A 20847-nucleotide genomic window follows, 5' to 3' on the forward strand; every position below is an offset into this window, starting at 1 on the left:
GGCCGTTATTTCAGATAGGTGTCGAGCCATTCGATCAACTCTGATGCGGCGTGTAGCACGGTGTCCCGCCCTTTGTAATTGTGCTCTTCATTCGGAAGTTCGACGTATCGGCAGGTCACGCCTTCGCCTACCAGCGCATGGAAGAAACGCCGGGTCTGCATGGTGGGGGTGCCAGGGTTCGGATCCGCGCCGCCATGGATGAGCAAGATCGGCTTGTCGAATTCGTCCGCGTGAAAGAACGGGGAGATGTCGGCATAGTATTCCCGTGCCTGCCAGAAGGTGCGCTTCTCGTGCTGGAATCCGAACGGCGTCAGCGTGCGGTTGTAGGCACCGGACATGGCCACCGCAGTGGCGTAGCGGTCGGAATGGACGAGCAGGTTCGCTGAAGAGAAGGCGCCGAAGCTATGTCCACCGACGGCAATCCGATCCGAATCGCTGATCCCGTTTTCCACCAGATAGTCTAACAATGCATCGCTGCTTGCGAGTAGCTCGGGCAGGTAGTCCTCGCTTTCCTCGCCCTCATGCACCACCGGGATCGAGGGATACTGAATGACCGCGTAACCGGCCAGAACCGCCGCCACAGGTGATACGCCCTTGATGCGGTGATGCTGGAAATGCCTCACATCGAGCAGGTCGACGAGTGCCGTGCCTTGGAATTCACGAGGATAGATCCAGATCAGCGTTGGCAGGGGCTTCTTCTCGTCTGCGTCTTCGGGAAGATACAGCAGCGCCGAGAGCGGCATGCCGTCCTTGCGGGTGTATTCGATCCGTTCGCGCCTCAACTTGCTCAGCTGCGGATAGGGCTCGGGTTTGCGATACAAGACGGCGTTCTCTCCCTTCTCGACTCTCAACAATGTCGGCGGCAGCGAGGCGCTTTCCTGTCGGGTCAGCAGGACTTCGCCCTGGTCATCGAGCACGGCCAGCACCGGATCGTAGACGCCGCGTTTCGAGCGAAACAATGAGCGCGTCTCGCCGCTGTCCAGATCGATGGCGGTCAGGCTTGAGCGGGGTTCCTTTCCGCCAAGGCCATCGCTGGTGAGAAAAATTTCGCCTTCGGACTCCAGCACGGCGCCTTGGCGGCCGTTGACCCGGATCGCTTTGGCGTCGTCCGCACTGCCGCGCAGCCCCTTCCAGATCTGCTTTGTTTTACCGTCCGGAATCACGAAGATGGCAACCTCGCCGCGTTTTCCCGTCCCGGCAATGAACCACGGAGTGCCAGCGCTGGTCCAGCCGAACTCCTTGATCGAGTGCTTGCTGGTGGCGAGCGTGTCGACGTTTTCGCTGCCTTTTGAAAAAGGTGCCTTCACGACCTGCCATTCATGCAGCGTTTCCTCTTGCTCGTTTTTACGTTGGCGAATGAAGCCTGCCATGACCGGCTCGGTCGGCGCCCAGACGAGGCTTTCGGGATCAATCGTCGATTCCCCGCCTTCTTCCTCTTGACCCGACCCGACCGTATCGGATCGATAGAGACGCTGTTGATTTTCCAAATCCCAGACTTCGACGCAGCGTGAGAACCCCGAGGCTCTCACCAGTTTTGAATAAGGCGTCTCGAGGCGGCTGAGCATGAGATAGCGTCCGTCGGGCGAGGCCTTGAAACTGCCGAAAAGTCCGGCTTCCACGCCGAGGTAGTCGATCGTGCCATCCACCGATATGAAGGCGAATTCCGAGGAGAAGTAGTAGTCGAACATTCTAACAGAATTCTCATCGGTGAGGCGGTTCGGATAGGTGCGGGTGGGCAAGGGCGGCCCTTCGTGCTCGAGCGCTATCGGCCCGGGAACCGGCGCGGGGACCGCTCCTCGATCCCGGCGCAAGACCCGGCACAGCATGCGTTCGTCATCCACCCATTGAAGCGGATTGCCCCAGGCGGCATGGACGGGTGCGGGAAGCGCTGTTAGGCGATCGTTCATGGTATCAATCAGCACCAACTGCGCCGGCTGATCCAAGGTCACCTGAAGCGCGGACAAATAGCGGCCGTCAGGAGAAAACTGCACTGACGACCAGGCCAGACCTTCCGGTGCCTGCCAGCGATGTGGCGGCTGATCCGGGGGGCGGTCGGTCCTCACGATCTCGATCTGCTTCACCAGCTCATCGATTCCGGAAACACCACTCACTGGCTCGAAACGAAAGCCTGCCAATCCGAGCCGCGGCATCGATAGACGTTTCCACGAAAGCACTTTTTCTTCGGTGAGCAGCGCTACGGAAGCCGATGCCCGATGAATCAGAACTTCCGGTGGCTCAGGGGTGGTGAGAAGCTCGACGACCTCCTCGCTCGGAAGTTGGAAGCCGGTGGCGGCTGCCGACTCATTGCTTATCAGCGTCAAGCCGACGACAATCGCTGAGAACCATGCCCTGCGGACATCACGAAGATTTTCCATGCTCGTAACCATTCTGATAGAAGCCGGATCCTGATTTCCTCGTCGAACGGCATCAATGTCCAAGTTCCGAACGAATGAGATCAGGGCCAGTTTCCTTTTGGGGAAAACCTTGCGATTGTGACTATTGCGACGTTTGAAAAAGGTTGATCCGAAGAATCGGCACCTCAATCTGCATCCGATGAATCTTTCACGTCGCCGACTTTTCCAAACGGGCCTCGCGGGCTCGCTCGCCTCGATGCTGCCTGTCAGCGCCGCCAGCGTCGGGGCATCCTCCCCTGTGCGAGCCCGAGGAATTATCTTCATGGTCTCCGATGGCATGAGCTCGGGGGTTCTGCCGATGAGTGAGGCGTTCTCCCAACAACTCCGCAAACGCCCGACCGCTTGGTGGCAACTGCTGAGCGGCCCCGCCACGGTCCATGGCTTGATGGACACCGCGTCGTCGGACTCGCTGGTGACCGACTCCGCCGCCGCCTCTTCGGCGTGGAGTTCTGGACAGCGAATCCCGAATTCGCAGGTAAACATTTCCGACAAAGGTCGCGAGCTGGAGTCGATCGGCGCGACCCTTCGGACGCAGAATGTGCGTCTTGGTCTGGTGACGACCTCGAAAGTGACCCACGCCACCCCTGCGGGCTTTGCCGCCAATTCGGTGGATCGCAACGATGAGGATCACATTGCCCCCCAGTACCTCGATCGCGCCGAACTGGTGCTCGGCGGGGGATCCAAGTTCTTCGATGCGGCCAAGCGCGGCGATCGACGTGACCTTTTCGCCGAATACCGGAAAGCCGGCTATGAGGTGCTGCGCCACCGCGACGAATTGCTGGCCTCGAACTCGCCGAAACTCCTCGGGACATTCGCTTCCGACCATTTGCCGTACTCCATCGACCGTGCCGCTGACCCGAAGCTCGCGAAAAAGGTTCCGACCCTGGCTGAGATGACCCGCGCGGCGCTCGACCGCTTCCTCGCCTCCGACAAGCCGTTCCTGCTGCAGGTCGAAGGGGCGCGGATCGACCATGCGGCGCACGCCAATGACATCGGGGCCTTGCTTCACGATCAACTCGCTTTTGACGACGCGCTGGCAGAAGTCATCGCGATGACGGCTGCGCATCCGGAGATTCTGGTGGTGATCACCTCGGATCACGGCAATGCCAACCCGGCACTCAACGGAACCGGGGCGGCCTACCGCCGAACCAACGAGCACTTCGAGCGCATTGCCAGAGCGCGCGCCTCCCATGAGGCGATTCTTGCCAGCTGGAAATCCAAGCCGGGTGACACTTCGGATCTCGTCGCATTGATCGAGAAGAGCCTCGGCTTCACTCCTGAGAAGGAGGAGGCCTCGGCCTTGCTCGACACCCTTGCCGGTCGCGAGTTTGCCGAATGGTCGCATCAGTTATCGAATCCACCGGGGCTGCTAGGCCAGATTTCCGGCAACCACACCGGGACCGGCTGGACCGGAGTCAGTCACACCGCTGACCCCACCGTGATCAGCTCTTTCGGCCCGGGCAGCGCAGCCTTTTCTGGTCTGGTCCGCAACGATCAGGTCCGCGACAAGCTGCTGGAAACGCTTGGGGTCTGATTCGCGGTCTCAGCGCAAGTTCTGAACAGCATCGCCTGTTAGGTCCTCGAGCGGTTTCAATCGCTCTGAGGTCCGGCGGGTTGCGGTTTGGCTTCCTGACGCTTGGCCCGAGCTTGGGCGCTGGCCTCGGCGAGGAGGGTTTGAAAGATCCGGAAGGACTCGTCGGGGAGCAGTCGTTCTCTGGAAAGAAGGTCGAGCGCGGTCGAACGGATCCGATGAAGCTGAACTTCGACCCCGCGCACCTGATCGAGCGTCATCGGCTTGAGCATGTGGTCGAGAAGACGGTTGAGCTCGGAATAGTAGGCGTCGATGCGGTCTTTTTGGCGCTGCAGCAACCAGCGCCTACCGGTGCGGATCAGACCGTATGAGGTGAAAAGAAACGAGGCGAGCAGGCCGATGACTTCGGCGTAGCGGAGCAGAAAGCCGGGCTCGTTGCGGTTGTAATACTGGGTGGCACCAGGATGAAGCGGGAACTGAAATTTGGAGTGATCGAGTTTGTCTTCCATCAGGGGGAGGTCGCGATGCATGCGGGTCAGGCGATTGCGGTTCTCGATGACAAGCTTGGTGATCTGCCGGGCGACGGGGTTGGGCACGTCTTGGCGTGCGACAAGCACCGTGCGAACGGCGAGGGTGGGGATGGCTTCATCGGGGACGCCAGGGAGATTTCCGTGAGGCATCGCGTAGCAATATCGGGGGATGAGCCAGGGTTCGACGAATGGATTGGTGAGCCGGAAGCCTTCGATGACACTGCCTGGTCCGGCATGCCGGCCGATCGGAACGAACTCGACCTCACCGCTGGCGATGACTTGATCAATGACATCAGTCTTAAAACCGATGACCATCAGCAGGGCATCGATTTCCCCCTCGCGAAGCTGCTTGCTGGCAGCCTGGATCGTTAGGGGGCGCAGCTCGACCTTGTCGAGATCCACCTCGAAGTGGTGGAGCAGTTCGGTGACGAGTCGGTGGCTGCCGCTGGTGGCGAGACCAACGCCGACCTTTCTTCCCTCAAGCTCGCCGAGGCTGGATATCCTCGCATCCTTCCGCGCGAGAAAGTGAAGGGCTCCGGTGCGGAGGGGAACGAGGGAGCGGATCGAGTCGTCGCCAGGGCTGTCATTCTGAAGCAAGGCAAGATCGGCGGTTCCCTGGGAGAGTCGCGTGGCATTCTCGGCGCTGCCATCGCTTTCGAGAACCTCGATTCTGATGTCGGAATCCGCCTGCTCAATGAGTTGGGCGATGGAGGTGGCGATCGGGTTGTAGATTCCGCCGGATTGACCGGCGGAGAGCTTAAGCTCGGTTCGGCGGCTCGATTTGATGAGAGCGAAGACCATGAGACCCAGCAGTAGGGCTGCGAATGTGATCGTCAGCGCGGCATAGGGCTTCGGAGAGGTCATGCCATGATCCAAGGGGGGAAATTGGGCATTTGAAATTACGAAATTGGGGTCATATTCCCAAGCACTCGAAATCGTGGCGACGAAGAAACACAAGAAGCGGCTGCTTGTCGGAGGAAACAGGATCAAGGAAGTAAACCGCTTGATCCGATTGGCCCGCACGAAATGGAATGCGCATGAAAATGCGGCGTGTCGGCGTGAGCGCGAGCGGGCGATGGCGCTCTATGAAACTCTGGAGCCTGACGAACGCCAGCAGGTCCCCCAAGTGTTGAGGGTGTGGCTGCGCTATCGCAGCGAGAAGTACTTCGGTGAGGGACGGAAGGGGAATGGCGCGAACTCTTGAGCTTGATCACGCCGGTAAGCCGTCCGAAACGGCTTCTCTAACAATGAGGCTCACGGGAACGAGGTCTGACCCTTTCGGAGCTCATGCCTTTGTCGCTTTCGGTAGAGGATGATCCTTGCGATGAAGGGCTTGGCGCATCTTTTCGAGTGCCTTGTTCTGGATCTGACGGATGCGTTCGCGGGTGACGCCGAAGTCCCGACCCACCTCTTCGAGATTCATCGGCTTCCTTCCATGGAGGCCGAAACGCGAGTTGATGATTCTGGTCTCGCGCTCGTCGAGAAGCCCCAGAAGTTCGTCGAGTTGTTCGTGAAGGTTGCTGTTTGTTAGGGCTTCAAGAGGATCGAGTGCGGACTCGTCGCCGATGAGGTCGCCGAACATTGTCTGTTTTCCCTCGTTGAGCGGCGCATCGAGAGAGGTCGGGCGCTGGGACGCCTGGCGGATCATCGAGAGCTTCTTGATCGGGATGCCGGTCTCTTCGGAGAGCTCTTCGTTGGTTGGCTCGCGCCCGAGGGCTTCGGTCATGAGGGCGGTGATGCGCCGGACACGGGCGATCTTCTCGACCGTGTGAATCGGGAGGCGGATGGTCTTGCCTTGGTTCGCGAGGGCGCGTTTGACGGATTGTTTGATCCACCAGGAAGCATAGCTGCTGAGCTTGGCACCCTTGTCAGGGTCGTAGCGATCGACGGCGGTCATCAGTCCGATGTTTCCTTCCGAAATGAGATCGGAAAGGGAAAGTCCGTAGCCGGAATAGTCCTTGGCGATCTTCACCACGAGGCGGAGGTTGGCCTTGATCATGTGGTCGCGGGCCTCCTTGTCACCGGCCATGACACGCGAGGCGAGTTCGGCTTCTTCTTCGCGTGTGAGAAGGGGTGTTTTGGCGATCTCCCTGATGTAGAGGGCGAGGGTGGGGTCGGAGTGGTGGTTGCTTGCCATGGTATTGCGTGGGGTCGAGAGGTTTCCGGGGGGATCCGCTGCGCTTAAACAAGAACTGCCGAGAATTCGCCGCAATGAAAGAAGAAAGGAGACAGAATGTCGACAAAGCGAAGTAAATGGTGGTGCTGTTTATTTTTTGTTTAGAAAATATGAGTTGTCGGTAGATTGGTCCTGTGAGTAAGGAGAGCATGAATGAGGGACTCTATGGAATGAGGGCTGTAGCGGAGCGGACGGGGCTGAAGGCCCCGAGTATCCGGATGTGGGAAAAGCGCTACGGAGCGGTGGTGCCGGAGCGGACGGAGACAAATCGTCGGGTTTATCGAAGTGAAGATGTGGAGCGTCTGAGCTTGATGAAAAAGCTTACGGATCGAGGGCATGCGATCAGCAGGATCGCGCATCTGGGGCTTGAGTCTTTGCAGACGCTTTTGAATGAGTCGCTTGGTAGCGAGATTCCCGGAGGAGGTGATGGTGGGGGGCAGCCCCGACGCAAGGTGGGAATCGTGAGCGCAGGACCTGCCGAGATGCTTGATGACATGGATCTCTTCGAGGCCGACGTGGTAGGTAAGGCTGAAAGTCTGGAAATGGCGGCGAAGGATCCGGAGTTTCCGAAGCTGGATCTTTTAATCGTCGAAGCGGAGGCGCTCTTTCCGGAGACGATTTCCTCCCTGCGAAATGTCGTGCAGGCATGTGATGCGAAGCTCAGCTTGGTGGTCTATCGATTTGCTTCATCGAAGACCGTGACGGCCTTGGCGAAGGCGATTGTGGGGGTGCGTTTGGTGAAGGCACCCCTGACGGACATTCAGTTGAGAAGAGAGTGCCTGGTGCTCCTGAATTCGCTGCGCGGTGGAGAGGCAAATCCGGCCGTCAGGCAGGCGGGGCCGATCCCGGAACGCTTGTACGAAGCCGATCAACTGGCGCGGCTTTCGAGAATTTCATCGACGATCGAGTGCGAGTGCCCGCAGCACATGGCTGAGCTGCTCAAGGCGCTCTCTGCTTTTGAAAAATATAGCGCGGAGTGCGAGGACAGAAATGCAGAGGACGCTCTGATGCATGCGTTTCTCCATCGGACCACAGCCCAGGTGAGGCGAACCATGGAGGAGGCTCTGCGGCATCTGATCCACTCGGAAGGTCTCAAGCTGGATTAAGATGACGGAAGGAACGGCATCCCGAAGCGGGTATCAAAAAAAGCCATCCAGTGGGTTGCTGGATGGCTTCGGGAAAATCGAGATCGAGGACTGTTATTGATAGATGTCCTTACGGGGCTTCTTCGAGAGGGGATTGAAATGAGGGGAGTCCCAGTTTCCTTCGTAGAGCTTCTTGGTGTTGATCCAGCGGACGCTGCCATCGGACATCACGGCGTTGGCGCCTCCACGAACACGAATGGCAGGTGTGCCGTCCGAATCTTTCCAAGGGGTTACCAGCAGTGAGCCATTGTTGTTGGCGCTGAAGCCGATGTCTTTTGCGATCGACTTTTCTTTGGCCGAGCGCTGCTTGCTTCCGTAGGCTTGGGACAGATAGATCAGATCGGCAGGAAAGCGAACTTGTGACATGAGGTGCTGCTTGTCGTTGTCGTAGCCGCCGCCGCCCTTCGAGTAGCTCGTCCCCCATGGATTGACGAAGGCGCCGAGCATGATGTTGTAGGCGAAATGCGATGTTTGCCAGAAGCTGTCCTCACCACGGCTGGTGGTATCGCCATTAGTACCCAATTCCCAATCAGCCGTCGGATCGTGGAAGGCGGTTTCGTTGGGGTCGGTGGTCCATACCCATTTGGCGCCCCAGGTGTTGGTGGTGTAGTGACCGTAGCCCATGCTTTCGGCGACCTCGGAGAACCAGGAGTAGTGAACCCCACCGGGCTTTGAATAGCCGCCTTCTCCGGGAAAGGATCCACGGAGTTTGTGAGGCCCGAGAATTCCCCCGTCCGCCTGAATCGCGAACAGGCCTTGGGATACCTGGCGCAGGTTGTTGATGGCGGCGGCTTCCCGACCCTTGTTGAGAATCCTTCTCCCGCCCATGAAGGCGAGGGATGCGAGGATCGTGATGATCACGATCACAACCATGAGCTCCACAAGGGTGAAGCCGCTTCGACGGTGGGTTTGTTTTTCGTGCATATTGTCGACAATAAAATTTTTGATCGGGTCTGCAACAAAAATCTTAGTCAGTTCTGGACCTGAACTTGAGGCTGGTCCTGTGAGGCGGATTCGGTTGGCATTGATGGCCAATGATTAACTTAGGGCGGAGAAAATTTCTGACGATTGGTGCGGGCGCGCTTGCTGCGAGAGCGACGGCTGCGGAGAGCGGTGGCGGGGCAGGCGCAGGTCTTGCGCTCGGCTTCGACCACTATGCGATTCGAGCGATGGACTGGGGCCCTGCAGCCTTGGTGGGCTTCGCTGAAAAACTGGAAGTGGATACCTTGTTCATCACGGACTTGGACGTTTTTGAGAGCCTCGAAGCCGATGCATTGGCAACGGTAAGGCGTCTTGCTGAGGAAAAGCAGCTGCGTCTTCTGTTGGGAACCTGGAGCATTTGTCCGAGTTCGGTGACCTTTAAAAATCGCTGGGGAACGGCGGATGAGCATCTTCAGCTCGGAATCCGCGCGGCGAAATCCCTGGGCTCGCCAGTGCTGCGAGTTGTGCTCGGATCGGCCAGGGACCGTCTAACAGACGGTGGTATCGAAGCGAGGATCGAGGACACCGTCAAAGTGCTCCGGCGCAACAAGCAGCAGGCCGTCGATGCCGGAGTGAAGATCGCAGTCGAGAACCATGCGGGCGACATGCATTCCCTCGAACTCAAATCCCTGGTGGAGGCGGCGGGAAGGGACTTCGTCGGTGTGAATCTCGATGCCGGCAACGCCCTTTGGTCGCTGGAGACGCCCCTTGAGAATCTCGAAAACCTTGGCGAATACGTGCTGACCACAAGTCTTCGGGATTCAGCGGTCTGGGAAACCGAGAAAGGAATCGCCGTGCAATGGACGGCGATGGGTGAGGGGATGGTTGATTGGAAGACCTACTTTGCACGCTTCGCGGAGCTTTGTCCCGAGGTCGCCGTGAACATTGAAACGATCTCGGGAGTCAGCCGCGAATTCCAGGTCGACACTCCGGAGTTCATGAAAGCGTGGCCGAAGGGCCTGCCGGCGAGCTACGAGAAGCTTCGTAGTTGGGCGAAGACCGGGAAACCCCAGCAACCTGCGAAACCCCGTCCAGGTCAGGACAAGAAGAAGTCGGACCAGGAGTACCAACTCAGCGAAATCGAGCGCAGCATCGCCTACTGCAAATCAATCGGACTGGGGCGGAAGGCCTGATCCAGTCTGGTCTTGCTGCAATCTGTCAGGGGGTGGGGGGCGCCAAGGGGAGCGGGTTGATTTTCACCGACATGTTCAGGGGGACGATCGCGCGCGCGGTTTCGCCGCCCTTGACCGTGCCGGTGTTGAGTCGACCGCTGAGGTAGAGGCGCATCCGGCCGGGTTGGTCGAGGTTGACGGTTAGAGTGCCTGCCAGGCCGGTTTCGGCATCCGCTACGGAGCCGTCGGACATGGTCTTCTCACCTCCGCCGCGGATGAAGCAGTCGATGATCGCTTGATCGCTTCCATCAGGAGCTTTGTCGACCTTGCGAAGCTTCATGATGCCGATGACCTGGGGATTCGGGACGTCGCGTTGCAGGGCGCGGCGAATGAAGGTGGGGTTGAAATTCCAGGTTTCGCCGATGGCGACCTTGCGGCCGGGGAGCCATTTGCGGTTCTCGAAGGCGCCGAGCATTTCGAGATCTTTGGCGGCTTCGCCATAGACACTGGCTTCCGGAAGAGAGAAGGACCAGTTGCCGGCCCCATTTTTGCCCGCCGTGGCCGTCTTGCCTTCAAGGTCGCCCGTTTTGGAAGTTGAGGTGCCATTGATCGATGTGTGGATCGCATCTCGAAGGATGTGGTAAGAAACCACTCCGCCAATCCCATCAGGCCTCATGGTCCGACGAATCAGGCGCTCACGGGTAATGCTGATGGACTGGGTGGTGTGACCTGCGGAGCTGGAAGTTTCTGCGACTCCTCCTTCCGCGGCGGTGCTGGAAGAGATTTCCAAGCCCAGTTTAGGATCCGGTTCTTTCAGAAGAACGGATTCGCTGGCCAATGCGGGAAGACTGGCCGCGCAAACAATGCCGGCGAAAAATGACGAAAGAAAGAGGGGCGTGCTCATGCTCTGATCACAACCTGCAGATGAGGCGGCCGCAAGCACCATCGCTGAAGGGGAAAGCCGGTTGCTCTCGCGCTTCCTCGGTGATGTCAGGGCCTGGTTCGATTGCCTTCTCAAGCGAGAAACAGCAGGAGCTCGGAGCTCGGCGATAAAACCTGAAAACGAATGACTCCCAGGCTACAAGCTCGCCGCAAAGTGGTTAGAGTGGGCGGATCGTGGCTCATGGCATCCGCTGCCCGAACGGCTCCGATTTTTTCTCGTTGACGCCATCGTCTTTTGCATACGATATTCAATCTGCGCTGCGAGTCCTCGGGTGCGTGAACCTTCATAGCAGAAACGAGATGTTAGTCTACCGAACAATGCGCGAACAGATCACCGAGCGGATTCGTTCTGAGGTTCTTTCTCAGGAACTCTCCGCGGGGACGAGTTTGCGTGAACAGGCTTTGGCGGAGCGATATGGAGTGAGCCGGGCGCCGGTTCGCGATGCTCTTTTGCAGCTTTCCAACGAAGGTCTGCTCGTCGCCAAGCCGAATTGCGGGGTGAAAGTCGCGGCCCTGCCTGACAAGACGCTCCAACCGCTGATCATCCGCATTCGTCGCGATATCGAAGCCGTGGCTCTGGGGAAACTCTTCGAGCGACACGGTGATGTGAACTTCGAGCCCTTCCGCGAAGTACTCGAAGAGTTCCGCCTCGCTTGCGAGAGCGGAAAACAGAGTGCCGTGGTGCAGTGCGACATGGCCTTCCACCGCTTCATTCTTGCAGCGAGTGGCGAACAGGAATTGCTCTCTCTGTGGCTGCCAATCGTTTCGCGCATGATGCTCAACTACGCCCGCCACAAGGACTGGATGGAGAGCTATCGCGAACACGAAGCGATCTTCAACGCGATCCTCGCGAAAGACCTGCCATTGGCCTCCGAGCTACTCGCTAACAACGTCAGCTGACGACCTCATTTTCAAACCCCTCGAAAGAGGGGTTTCTTTCTGACAGTAAATTGCATACATCCGTCAATTAAACCCATAATACCATGACCATCGGAATCATCTGGGCGCTTGTCGCCGGACTCATGCTCGGGCTCTACGCTCTTCCCGGGAAATTCACCAAAGACTTCAAGGAGGAGAACACTTGGGGGCTTTTCTTCATGTTAACGATGTTTGTCGTGCCGATTATCGCGACTCTCGTGATCATGAAAGGTGCCGGAGAAATCTACGCCACTGAGGACGTTCGAGTGGTTCTTCCCAAGATGGTTGCGACGAGTGTTTTGTGGGGAATCGGGGTCATGATGTGGGGCAAGGCGATCCACCACATAGGGATGTCCCTCGGATTTTCGATCTTCATCGGCACGGTCATCCTGGTTGGCTCGTTGCTTCCTTTCTTTGTTGATGGTCTCCCGCCGAGCAATGTGTTCACGGCGATCGTTGCCGGACTCTCACTGGTGCTGATCGGAATTGTTGCAAACGGCAAGGCGGGCATGACCCGTGAGAAGGACAAGGCCGGAGAAGCGGAAGATGGCAAGAAGTCGATGGCTGCCGGGATCATGATTGCTGTGGCAGGCGGGCTGCTGGCCACAGGATTCAGCTTCGCCAATGCGGTTGGTCGTCCACCGCTTCATGCTGCCTCCATTGCTCAAGGTAACCCTGAGTGGGTGACAGCTCTTGCTGTGATGCTTCCGATTTTCCTCAGTGGTGGGGTGATCATGGCTGGCTACTTCGCCTGGCAGCTCACTTCAAAAAAGGCTTGGGGCTCTTTCAAGACACCCAGTTTCGGCAAGAACTTCGTGCTGATTTTCATCATGGCGTTCTTTCATTACGCCGCCTCCGCCGTTTTTGCCTACGCGGCCTTCAAGCTGGGAAGTGTCGGAAACACCGTCGGCTACGCGATCTTCAATACGGCCTGTGTGGTGACAGCGATTGTCAGCGGGCTTGTCGTTGGTGAGTGGAAGGGAGCTTCGGCGAAGGCCAGAAATCTCCTCTACGCTGGGCTCGCCTGCATGGTGGCCGGAATCCTGATCATTTCCTACAGCAACAAGATGGCGGCATCGACTCCCGAGCCAGCCGAAACAACTCAGCTCATTCAGCCATGAAAATCTCGAAAACTCCCTTTGGCCAATTTGAAGGCTCTGGCGTCGACTTGTTCACGCTGGAAAACGACCACGGCATGGTGGTAAAGATCACCAACTACGGTGGCATCGTTACCTCGATCGTCGTGCCTGATAAGGATGGCAAACTCGCCGACGTCGCCTGTGGATTCGAGACGCTCGATGAGTATTTCAGCGATGCCTACAAGGCCAACTCTCCCTACTTTGGTTGCATCGTCGGTCGCTACGCGGCGCGCGTGAAGGACGGCAAGTTCACGGTCGATGGTCAGGAATACAGCGTCGACACCAACGATGGACCAAACCACCTGCACGGCGGCATCAACGCGCTCGACAAGCGCGTTTGGTCGGCGGAAACGTCGGAGGCTGGCGATGGCGTGAGCCTCAAGCTTTCAATCACCAGTCCTGATGGCGACAACGGCTATCCGGGAAATCTCACGGTCGACGTGACCTACACGCTGACCAACGACAACGAGCTTGCGATCGACTACGCGGCCGTGACGGACAAGGCGACACCGCTTTCGCTGACGAACCACACCTACTTCAACCTCAGCGGCTTCCAGGACAAGGTGCTCAACCATCAGGCGAGCATTGCTGCCGACAAGTTTCTCGTGCCTGACGAAACGAACGTGCCGGTCGGCGACGAGAAGCAGGTGGCTGGATCGGTGTGGGACTACAATCAGTCGCGCCCGATCGGTGATGCCTTCGCGGAAGAGCCGAAGGGTTTCGAGACCTACTACGTCTTTAGTAAATCGCTCGGTGCTTTTGAAAAGGTCGCCTCGTTCGCGGATCCCGTGAGTGGCAGAACCCTGGAGATTTCCAGCAGCGAACCCGGCATGCTGTTCTACACCGGCTTCTACACTTCGGATGAGCTCAAGCGCAGCGACGACGTGCGCTTCGGGCAGTTCAGGGGGTTCTGTTGTGAGACCTCGAAGTATCCGAACGGTCCGAACATCGCGGGTGCGCCGAACAGCGTTCTCGAAGCAGGCGCGAAGTACAGTGAGAGAACCGTTTTCCGCTTTGGCACCAAAGCTCAACTTGCATGAAATCCGCAGTTTACGAAGGCAATAAGGCGTTCTCCATCGGTGAGAGCGAAGTGGTGAAGCCCGGTCCCGGTGAGGTCCGGCTGAAGGTCGCATTCTGCGGCGTTTGCGGCACGGATCTGCACGTCTATCACGGCAGCATGGATGCGCGGGTCAAGCCACCGGTGACCATCGGTCATGAAGTTTCCGCGACGGTTACTGAGATTGGCGAAGGCGTTACGAATGTCGCGGTCGGCGATGCGGTGGCGGTTCGTCCGCTGCGTTTCGGCGATGAAGATCCTTCGGATAACGATCACGCCCACGTTGGCAAGAACCTCAAGTTCATCGGTCTCGATTCTCCCGGCGGCATGCAGGAGTCGTGGACGGTTCCGGCTTACACCCTCCACAAACTTCCCGAAGGGATGTCGCTGCTCAACGGCGCACTCGTCGAACCGACGGCAGTGGCGTGCCACGATGTGCGTCTCGGCCAGGTGAAGGCCGGTGAGCATGTAGTGGTGATCGGCAGTGGTCCGATCGGCATGCTGATCGCGTTGGTGGCGAAGGATAAAGGCGCGAAGGTGCTGGTGTCCGAAGTGAATAATAACCGCGTCGCCTTTGCCAAGGAACTCGGGCTCGATGCGGTGAATCCGATCGAGAACGACCTCGCGGAATTCGTCACGGAATGGAGCGGTGGGACGATGGCGGATGTGGTCTTCGAGGTTTCCGGCGCCGCGAAAGGGGTTGAAGCGATGACCCAGATCCCACGCGCTCGCGGCCGCATCGTGATGGTCGCCATTCACCCGCAACCGCGTCCGGTCGACCTCTTCAAGTTCTTCTGGCGCGAACTCCAACTGATCGGAACGCGTCTCTATGAACCTTGTGATTATGATGAAGCCATCGAATTACTGGCCAGTGGCCGCGTGCCGTCTGAGCCGCTGATTACCCAGGTGTCGCCACTTGAAAAAATCCAGGAGGTCTTCGCCACCATCGACGCCAACCCCGAGGGCATGAAGTACGTCCTCCAATGCTCAAACTAAAATATTACAAACCATGTCCATGATGAAGGAAAGCCGTGACGGCCTCGACCACTATCGCATGTTCATTCACGGCGAGTGGGTGGAGTCGTCATCAGGAACAACGATCGAAGTTGAGAATCCGACGAACGAGGAACTGCTCTACACGGTGCCGAACGGCAATCAGGAGGATGCCCGGAAGGCGTTGGAGAGTGCTGCTTCGGTGCAGAAGCCATGGGCTGCCATGCCTGCGGTGCAGCGTGGGGAAATCCTCGCCCGTTTCGCCGATAAAATCCGCGAGAACCGCGTGGCTTTGGCCCGCATCCTCACTTTGGAAATGGGCAAGACGCTCTCACTCGCACTGGGTGAGGTGGATGTGGCCGCCGACTTCATCAATTTCCCGGCTCAGGCCGCACGGCGCATCGAAGGCGACTTGCTTCCGTCTGATAGCCCTTCCGAGCACATCTGGATCCACAAGGTTCCCTATGGGGTGACGGTGGGCATCGCCGCCTGGAATTTCCCCTTCGCGCTTTCCTGCCGCAAGATCGGTCCGGCTCTAACAACTGGCAACGTGATGGTGGTCAAGCCACCTTCGGTCACGCCGGTGGCTGTGCTTGAGCTCGGTCGTCTGGCCAAGGAAGCCGGCATCCCCGATGGCGTGTTGAACATCGTGACCGGTGGCGGTTCGACGATGGGTGAGGAGCTGGTGACGAACAAACTTACCCGACTGGTGACCATGACGGGTAGCACCGCCACGGGTCAGGACATTTTCCGCAAAGCGGCCGACAATTTAACAGCCGTGAGGCTTGAGCTGGGTGGCAAGGCTCCGTTCATTCTCCTTGAGGATGGCGACGTCGATAAGGCGGTGGAAGCGGCAACGGTTTCCCGTCACCTCAATAGCGGTCAGGTCTGCACCTGCCCTGAGCGCTTCTACATTCACGAGAAGGTCTATGATGAATTCCTCGAGAAATATACCGCCGCGGTATCGAAGTTGGTGATCGGTGACCCGATGAAGGAAGGCACCGACATCGGGCCGAAGGTCAACGCCTACGAGACCGAGCAACTTGCAAAGATCGTCGACAAGGCGGTCGCTCAGGGAGCAAAGGTGATCACCGGCGGCAAGCGTCCGCAAGGCGCCGAATTTGAGAAAGGCCACTGGTATGAGCCAACCATTCTCACCGAGTGCCACAACGGGATGGAGGTGATGCGGGATGAGGTGTTTGGAGTGGTCAGTCCGATCATGAAAATTTCGAGCTTTGAGCAGGCGCTCGAACTAGCGAACGACAGCGACTACGGCCTCGCGGCTTTCCTCTTCACCCATGACATGCGCCTGATTCAGCGGGCGGTGCTCGATCTCGAGTTTGGCGAAATCTACGTCAACCGGCCAATGGGTGAGCAGCGCCAGGGTTTCCACAATGGCCACAAGTTGAGTGGGACCGGTGGCGAAGATGGCAAATACGGCATGGATAACTACCTGGAGAAAAAGACCTTCTACGTGAACTTTTCATGAGCGAAATCTGTAAGATCGAAACCAAGCTTTTCGAAGTTCCCCTTCCAGAAGTGATGTCGGACGCCAAGCATGGCGACCACTTCAACTTCGAGTTGGTGACGGTAACGGTGACGCTTGAAGACGGAAGCATGGGGACCGGCTACACCTATACCGGGGGCAAGGGGGGGCGCGCAATCCGTGCGATGATCGATCATGACATGGCACCGGCGCTCATCGGCAGGGATGGGACCGACATTGCAGGCATCGCTGATTTCCTCGAATGGCATATCCACTACGTCGGTCGGGGAGGCATCGCCTCATTCGCCATGTCCGCAGTCGATATCGCACTCTGGGACATTCGCTGCAAGAATGCCGGAGACCCTCTCTGGAAGGTGGCGGGTGGAAGCGGCAGGACCTGCAAGGCGTACCATGGCGGCATCGACTTGATGTATCCTCTCGACAAGCTCCTTGATAACGTCCGTGGCTACCTCGCCACGGGAGTCAAGGCGGTGAAGATCAAAGTCGGCCGCACTCATCTGGAAGAAGACATTGAGCGGGTCCGTGCAGTGCGCGAGGTGATTGGCCCGGATGCGCCCTTCATGGTCGATGCGAACTACTCAATGAATGTGGAGAGAGCGATCACGGCGGCCAAGGCATTCAATGAGTTCAATCTTCTGTGGTTCGAAGAGCCCACGCTTCCTGATGACTATGCAGGCTATGCGAGAATCGCTGACGAGAGCGGCGTGGCGATCGCGATGGGCGAGAACCTTCATACGATCCACGAATTCGGATATGCCTTCGAGCAGTCGAAGCTTTCATACGTCCAGCCCGATGCCTCGAATTGCGGTGGGATAACCGGATGGTTGAAGGTCGCGGAGCTTGCCAAAAAACGGAACATCCCGGTCTGTGCCCACGGCATGCAGGAACTTCATGTCGGCCTGGTTTCGTCCCAAGAGCACGGGGGCTGGTTGGAAATCCATAGCTTCCCGATCGATCGCTATACGAAACGTCCTTTGGTTCTCGAGAATGGTCGTGCCGTCGCCTCGGACCAGCCCGGAATTGGGGTTGAGTTCGATTGGGGAAAGCTGGCGCCGTACTTGGTGACCTGATATTTGACGAGGTGGTCGTTGACTCTTCTGAACGCTTGGAGATAGCGTGCATGTCATGAAAACAACTGATCGTAATCACTCGGCTTTGCTTCGTCTGATGTCGCTGGGTGCCGTCTCGGCGGGATTGGTCGCAGCACCCTTGGCATCGGCTCACGAAGACATGAGCAAGCCGGTGATCACCAAGGAGACGAAAAAGAACAAGAAGGGTGAGGATGTTCCTTACATGTACATCGATGGCATCAAGGTGCATGAGACTGATGTGACGAAGCAGCCGCTCCCACCTGTGGTGACACCGGGCGATCCGGACAAATGCGGCGCGCCGCCGTCCGATGCGATCGTGCTTTTTGATGGTAGCGAGAAGTCATTCACGGAGAATTGGGAGGCGACCGATGGCACTCCGAGTCAGTGGAAGATTGTGGATGGTGCGATGGAGTCGGTGAAGAAGGCTGGCTACGTCCGGACGAAGCAAAAGTTTGGTTCCTGCCAGCTGCACCTCGAATGGGCTGCTCCCGCAAATGTAAAAGGGGAAGGTCAGGGACGTGGCAACAGCGGTGTTTTCCTAATGGGCACTTATGAAGTTCAGGTGTTGGATAGCTACGAGAATCCCACCTATGCCGACGGTCAGGCGAGTGCACTCTACGGACGTAGCAAACCGCTGGTGAATGCGAGCCGCAAGCCGGGTGAGTGGCAGAGTTATGATATCATTTTCCATCGTCCCCAATTTGATAAGGAGGGAAATGTAACCAAGCGTGCGACCTTTACCGTCCTGCACAACGGCGTGCTGGTTCAAGATCACGTCAGGCTGAGTGGTGGCACCGGTTGGGATGGACCTCACTCCGCCGGGGAGTACAAGGCGCACCCCGACAAGCTGCCATTTTCACTCCAGGACCACGGCAATCCCGTGCGCTTCCGCAACGTCTGGATCCGCGAGATCGCTGACTAACGAAGTTTGGCGTCGAGCGCTAGTTTGAGCTGCTCGACGAGTTCCTTTTCTTCTGTCGCGATGTTGCGCGTTTCTCCCTCGGGGGAATCGTGATCGTAGAGTTCGACATAGCCGTTCTTGTGAAGCGTGAGGCGGTATTGCCCGGTGCGCAGCGACCTTGCGCCACCCCATTGGGAAAGCGCGGAGTCTTCTTTGGCGGCATCGCCGTTGAGCGCGGCGACGAGTGATTGTCCGGAAAGGTTTTCGGGAACGGGAATCTCGACGAGTTCGCAAAGCGTCGGATAGAGGTCGACGGTTTCGGCAATCTGATCGGTCGCTTCACCGGGTTTCTTCATGCCAGGGCTGCGGACGATGAGCGGGGAGTGAAGGGATTCCTCAAAGAGCGTGTGCTTTCCCCAAACGGCGTGTTCGCCGAGGTGCCAGCCGTGGTCGCCCCAGAGGACGACGATGGTGTCGTCGGCGATCTTGAGGGTTTCCAACTGCGCGAGGATCTGCCCGACCATGCTGTCGGCGTAGCTCACACAAGCGGCGTAGTGCTTTCTAACAGCGAGGGCATGCTCCGGGTCGGTCCAGGCATCGTGGCCGAAATGATCGTACTGCTTGAACTCACCGCTGGGTCCCCAGGTGGTTTTTCCCGTCGGCTTCTCGGGGTGAGGGATGGGTGGAAGTTTGGCGTCCTTGTAGCCCTCCATGTAGCGGGCGGGTGCGCCGAAGGGGAGGTGAGGGCGGATCAGGCCGATCGCGAGGAAGAAGGGTTTTGGGTCAGAGGCGAGCCGCGTGAGTTCGGCGATGCCTTTTTCGGTGATCAAGCCATCGGGATAGGCGTCGTCCGGGCCATCGTGGCTTTGGAAGACGGCCATGCTGTGCTTCTCTGGCCCGCGGATTTCTCCATTGGCGAGACCGTGCATCGCGCCGCGCGGATGCTTCCATGGTCCGCAGGGCATGAATTGCTCGGTCCACGAACCGGGCATTTCGAGCTGGCTGGTATCATCCCAGTCAGGACCGCCCCAGCCGCCGGGATGGTGGGAGACTTTGCCGATGCTGACCGTGTTGTAACCTTGGTCACGGAGCCATGCCGGAAGGCTTGGGCCGGCCTTTTCCAAGTTCTCCGCACGTTGAAAGAGTTCGCCGTTCGAGGGGGAAGCTGATCCGTAGAGTCCGGTGAGCAGTGAGTAGCGTGAGGGTCCACAGCTCGGGGCTTGGACATAGTGCCGGCTAAAGCGCCGACCTTCCGAGGCGAGCCGATCGATGTTCGGTGACTTGATGTAGTCCTTCCCGTAACAGCCGAGCTCGGGCCGCAGGTCATCGATGCAGATGAGAAGGACGTTCTTTTTCGCGGAATCATCGGCGGCATGGCCACAGAGGGGCAAAAGAAGCGAAAGGATGGCGGTGGTGATGGTTTTGATCACTCCGCTACGTTAAGGGAGCCATCCCTCCTTACAAGTTCGTGTTGATCGGGCGCCGGCCGTCGAAGCTTGCTCCTTGCTTGAGGGAAAGAGCGGGGTTAGGGAATAGCATGAACTTGAAAAAACTCCTGCCGATCCTGCTCGCTTGCGCCGTCCTTCCGGGTCATGCCGAAACGGAGGCACCAGCAAATGCCGGGAAATCCTACGTGCTGGTTTCGGAGAATCCTGAACGGCCCGTCGGGCTGGAAACCACGATCTCGGATGTGATGTCGATGGAGAACGGCAAGATCAGCATGGGAACGCCTCAGGGGGATTTTGAGGGAAACATGGAGATGAAGACGACGAAGGTCACTGAGACGAAAAACGAATCGGAATCGAAGATCATCGCGAAGGTCACCCGGTCGGAGACCTTGCAGAAGATGACGATGAACGGTCAGGAGATGCCACAACCGCCACAGATGCTTCCGCTGGTGGGCATGCCGCTGGTTTTGACGCTGAAAGACGGCGAGTGGAGCGGCGTGCGCGAAGATGGAGGGGAGTTCAATGAAGCCGAGCAGGCGGAGTTGTCGAATGTGGAGCGCAGTGTTTCTGGAATCGAAGACAAGAACATCTACGGCACCGAGCCTCGCAAGCCGGGCGATACCTGGACGGTGGACGCGAAGGACATGGCGATGGTGGATGCCGCGGACGACGTGAATGGAAGCGTTAAAATGAGCTTCGACAAGGTCGGAGAGCACGAAGGCACCGAATGCGCGTTCCTAACAGGAAAGATCGAAATGAGCGGATCAGCCCCCGGCGGAACGGAGGCTGATGGAACGATGAGCCTCAATGGCACCTTCAAAATCATCCGTTCCCTGAAGCATCAGGTCGACCTCGTCCGCAACATGGACGGCACGATGAAGATCGAGATGAAAACACCCGCCGGTGCGATGAAGATGAGCGGCCCGACCGTGATGAAGCGCACGGTCGAGGTGAAGTGATTC

The 20847-nt window shown here is 58.2% G+C and carries 18 protein-coding genes; 12 read left to right on the plus strand and 6 right to left on the minus strand.

Features of this window, described 5'->3' with window-relative positions; translation table 11 throughout:
- Positions 1-5: 5 nt before the first annotated feature.
- Complete coding sequence (locus tag ACFQY0_RS18380; RefSeq protein WP_379715464.1) at positions 6-2375, minus strand: alpha/beta hydrolase family protein; 2370 nt, start codon at positions 2373-2375, stop codon at positions 6-8.
- A 178-nt stretch (positions 2376-2553) separates the two neighbouring features.
- Here ACFQY0_RS18380 and ACFQY0_RS18385 point away from each other — a divergent pair, with 178 nt between their 5' ends.
- Complete coding sequence (locus tag ACFQY0_RS18385) at positions 2554-3948, plus strand: alkaline phosphatase (protein WP_379715467.1); 1395 nt, start codon at positions 2554-2556, stop codon at positions 3946-3948.
- 56 nt (positions 3949-4004) lie between these two features.
- Here the strand turns inward: ACFQY0_RS18385 and ACFQY0_RS18390 are convergent, their stop codons facing one another.
- Positions 4005-5339: a TAXI family TRAP transporter solute-binding subunit gene (locus ACFQY0_RS18390; RefSeq protein ID WP_379715470.1), complete on the minus strand. Its 1335-nt coding sequence runs from the start codon at positions 5337-5339 to the stop codon at positions 4005-4007.
- A gap of 73 nt (positions 5340-5412) precedes the next feature.
- On the opposite strand from ACFQY0_RS18390, the gene ACFQY0_RS18395 reads away from it, so the two are divergent.
- The gene (locus tag ACFQY0_RS18395) at positions 5413-5679 is read left to right on the plus strand and encodes a Precorrin-3B methylase (RefSeq protein WP_379715473.1); all 267 of its coding nucleotides are present in this window, start codon (positions 5413-5415) and stop codon (positions 5677-5679) included.
- Positions 5680-5760: 81 nt separating this feature from the next.
- Here the strand turns inward: ACFQY0_RS18395 and ACFQY0_RS18400 are convergent, their stop codons facing one another.
- Entirely contained in the window at positions 5761-6612 is an 852-nt protein-coding gene (locus ACFQY0_RS18400; protein WP_379715476.1) for a sigma-70 family RNA polymerase sigma factor, read from the minus strand.
- Positions 6613-6800: 188 nt separating this feature from the next.
- On the opposite strand from ACFQY0_RS18400, the gene ACFQY0_RS18405 reads away from it, so the two are divergent.
- Positions 6801-7757, plus strand: a complete 957-nt coding sequence (locus ACFQY0_RS18405) for a MerR family transcriptional regulator (protein ID WP_379715479.1) — start codon at positions 6801-6803, stop codon at positions 7755-7757.
- 93 nt (positions 7758-7850) lie between these two features.
- On the opposite strand, the gene ACFQY0_RS18410 is transcribed toward ACFQY0_RS18405, so the two are convergent.
- On the minus strand, positions 7851-8720 hold the full coding sequence (locus ACFQY0_RS18410; protein WP_379715482.1) for a type II secretion system protein: 870 nt from the start codon (positions 8718-8720) through the stop codon (positions 7851-7853).
- Between the two features lie 110 nt (positions 8721-8830).
- On the opposite strand from ACFQY0_RS18410, the gene ACFQY0_RS18415 reads away from it, so the two are divergent.
- Positions 8831-9910 (plus strand): sugar phosphate isomerase/epimerase family protein, encoded by a 1080-nt coding sequence (locus ACFQY0_RS18415; RefSeq protein WP_379715485.1) that lies wholly within the window; start codon positions 8831-8833, stop codon positions 9908-9910.
- A gap of 25 nt (positions 9911-9935) precedes the next feature.
- On the opposite strand, the gene ACFQY0_RS18420 is transcribed toward ACFQY0_RS18415, so the two are convergent.
- Positions 9936-10793 (minus strand): hypothetical protein, encoded by an 858-nt coding sequence (locus ACFQY0_RS18420; RefSeq protein WP_379715488.1) that lies wholly within the window; start codon positions 10791-10793, stop codon positions 9936-9938.
- 356 nt (positions 10794-11149) lie between these two features.
- Between ACFQY0_RS18420 and ACFQY0_RS18425 the strand changes: the two genes are divergently transcribed.
- From ACFQY0_RS18425 to ACFQY0_RS18455, 7 genes are all read left to right on the plus strand, one after another.
- Complete coding sequence (locus ACFQY0_RS18425) at positions 11150-11731, plus strand: GntR family transcriptional regulator (RefSeq protein WP_379715491.1); 582 nt, start codon at positions 11150-11152, stop codon at positions 11729-11731.
- A gap of 83 nt (positions 11732-11814) precedes the next feature.
- The gene (locus ACFQY0_RS18430) at positions 11815-12870 is read left to right on the plus strand and encodes an L-rhamnose/proton symporter RhaT (RefSeq protein ID WP_379715495.1); all 1056 of its coding nucleotides are present in this window, start codon (positions 11815-11817) and stop codon (positions 12868-12870) included.
- Positions 12867-13928, plus strand: coding sequence for an aldose epimerase family protein (locus ACFQY0_RS18435; protein ID WP_379715498.1), 1062 nt, complete (start codon positions 12867-12869; stop codon positions 13926-13928). Before ACFQY0_RS18430 ends, ACFQY0_RS18435 begins: the two co-directional genes overlap by 4 nt.
- Positions 13925-14941, plus strand: coding sequence for a zinc-dependent alcohol dehydrogenase (locus ACFQY0_RS18440; RefSeq protein ID WP_379715501.1), 1017 nt, complete (start codon positions 13925-13927; stop codon positions 14939-14941). The genes ACFQY0_RS18435 and ACFQY0_RS18440 overlap by 4 nt, the downstream gene beginning before the upstream one ends.
- 13 nt (positions 14942-14954) lie before the next feature.
- Entirely contained in the window at positions 14955-16427 is a 1473-nt protein-coding gene (gene aldA, locus ACFQY0_RS18445; RefSeq protein WP_379715504.1) for an aldehyde dehydrogenase, read from the plus strand.
- On the plus strand, positions 16424-17515 hold the full coding sequence (locus tag ACFQY0_RS18450) for a mandelate racemase/muconate lactonizing enzyme family protein (RefSeq protein WP_379715507.1): 1092 nt from the start codon (positions 16424-16426) through the stop codon (positions 17513-17515). Before aldA ends, ACFQY0_RS18450 begins: the two co-directional genes overlap by 4 nt.
- A 55-nt stretch (positions 17516-17570) precedes the next feature.
- On the plus strand, positions 17571-18458 hold the full coding sequence (locus ACFQY0_RS18455) for a 3-keto-disaccharide hydrolase (RefSeq protein WP_379715510.1): 888 nt from the start codon (positions 17571-17573) through the stop codon (positions 18456-18458).
- Here the strand turns inward: ACFQY0_RS18455 and ACFQY0_RS18460 are convergent.
- Positions 18455-19867 (minus strand): sulfatase, encoded by a 1413-nt coding sequence (locus ACFQY0_RS18460; RefSeq protein ID WP_379715513.1) that lies wholly within the window; start codon positions 19865-19867, stop codon positions 18455-18457. The two genes, ACFQY0_RS18455 and ACFQY0_RS18460, sit on opposite strands and share 4 nt — an antisense overlap.
- A 107-nt stretch (positions 19868-19974) precedes the next feature.
- Here ACFQY0_RS18460 and ACFQY0_RS18465 point away from each other — a divergent pair, with 107 nt between their 5' ends.
- Entirely contained in the window at positions 19975-20844 is an 870-nt protein-coding gene (locus tag ACFQY0_RS18465; RefSeq protein WP_379715516.1) for a hypothetical protein, read from the plus strand.
- The last annotated feature ends 3 nt before the right edge of the window (positions 20845-20847 follow it).

Origin of the sequence: Haloferula chungangensis, from assembly GCF_042664875.1 — a bacterium.
Classification (GTDB): domain Bacteria; phylum Verrucomicrobiota; class Verrucomicrobiia; order Verrucomicrobiales; family Akkermansiaceae; genus Haloferula; species Haloferula chungangensis.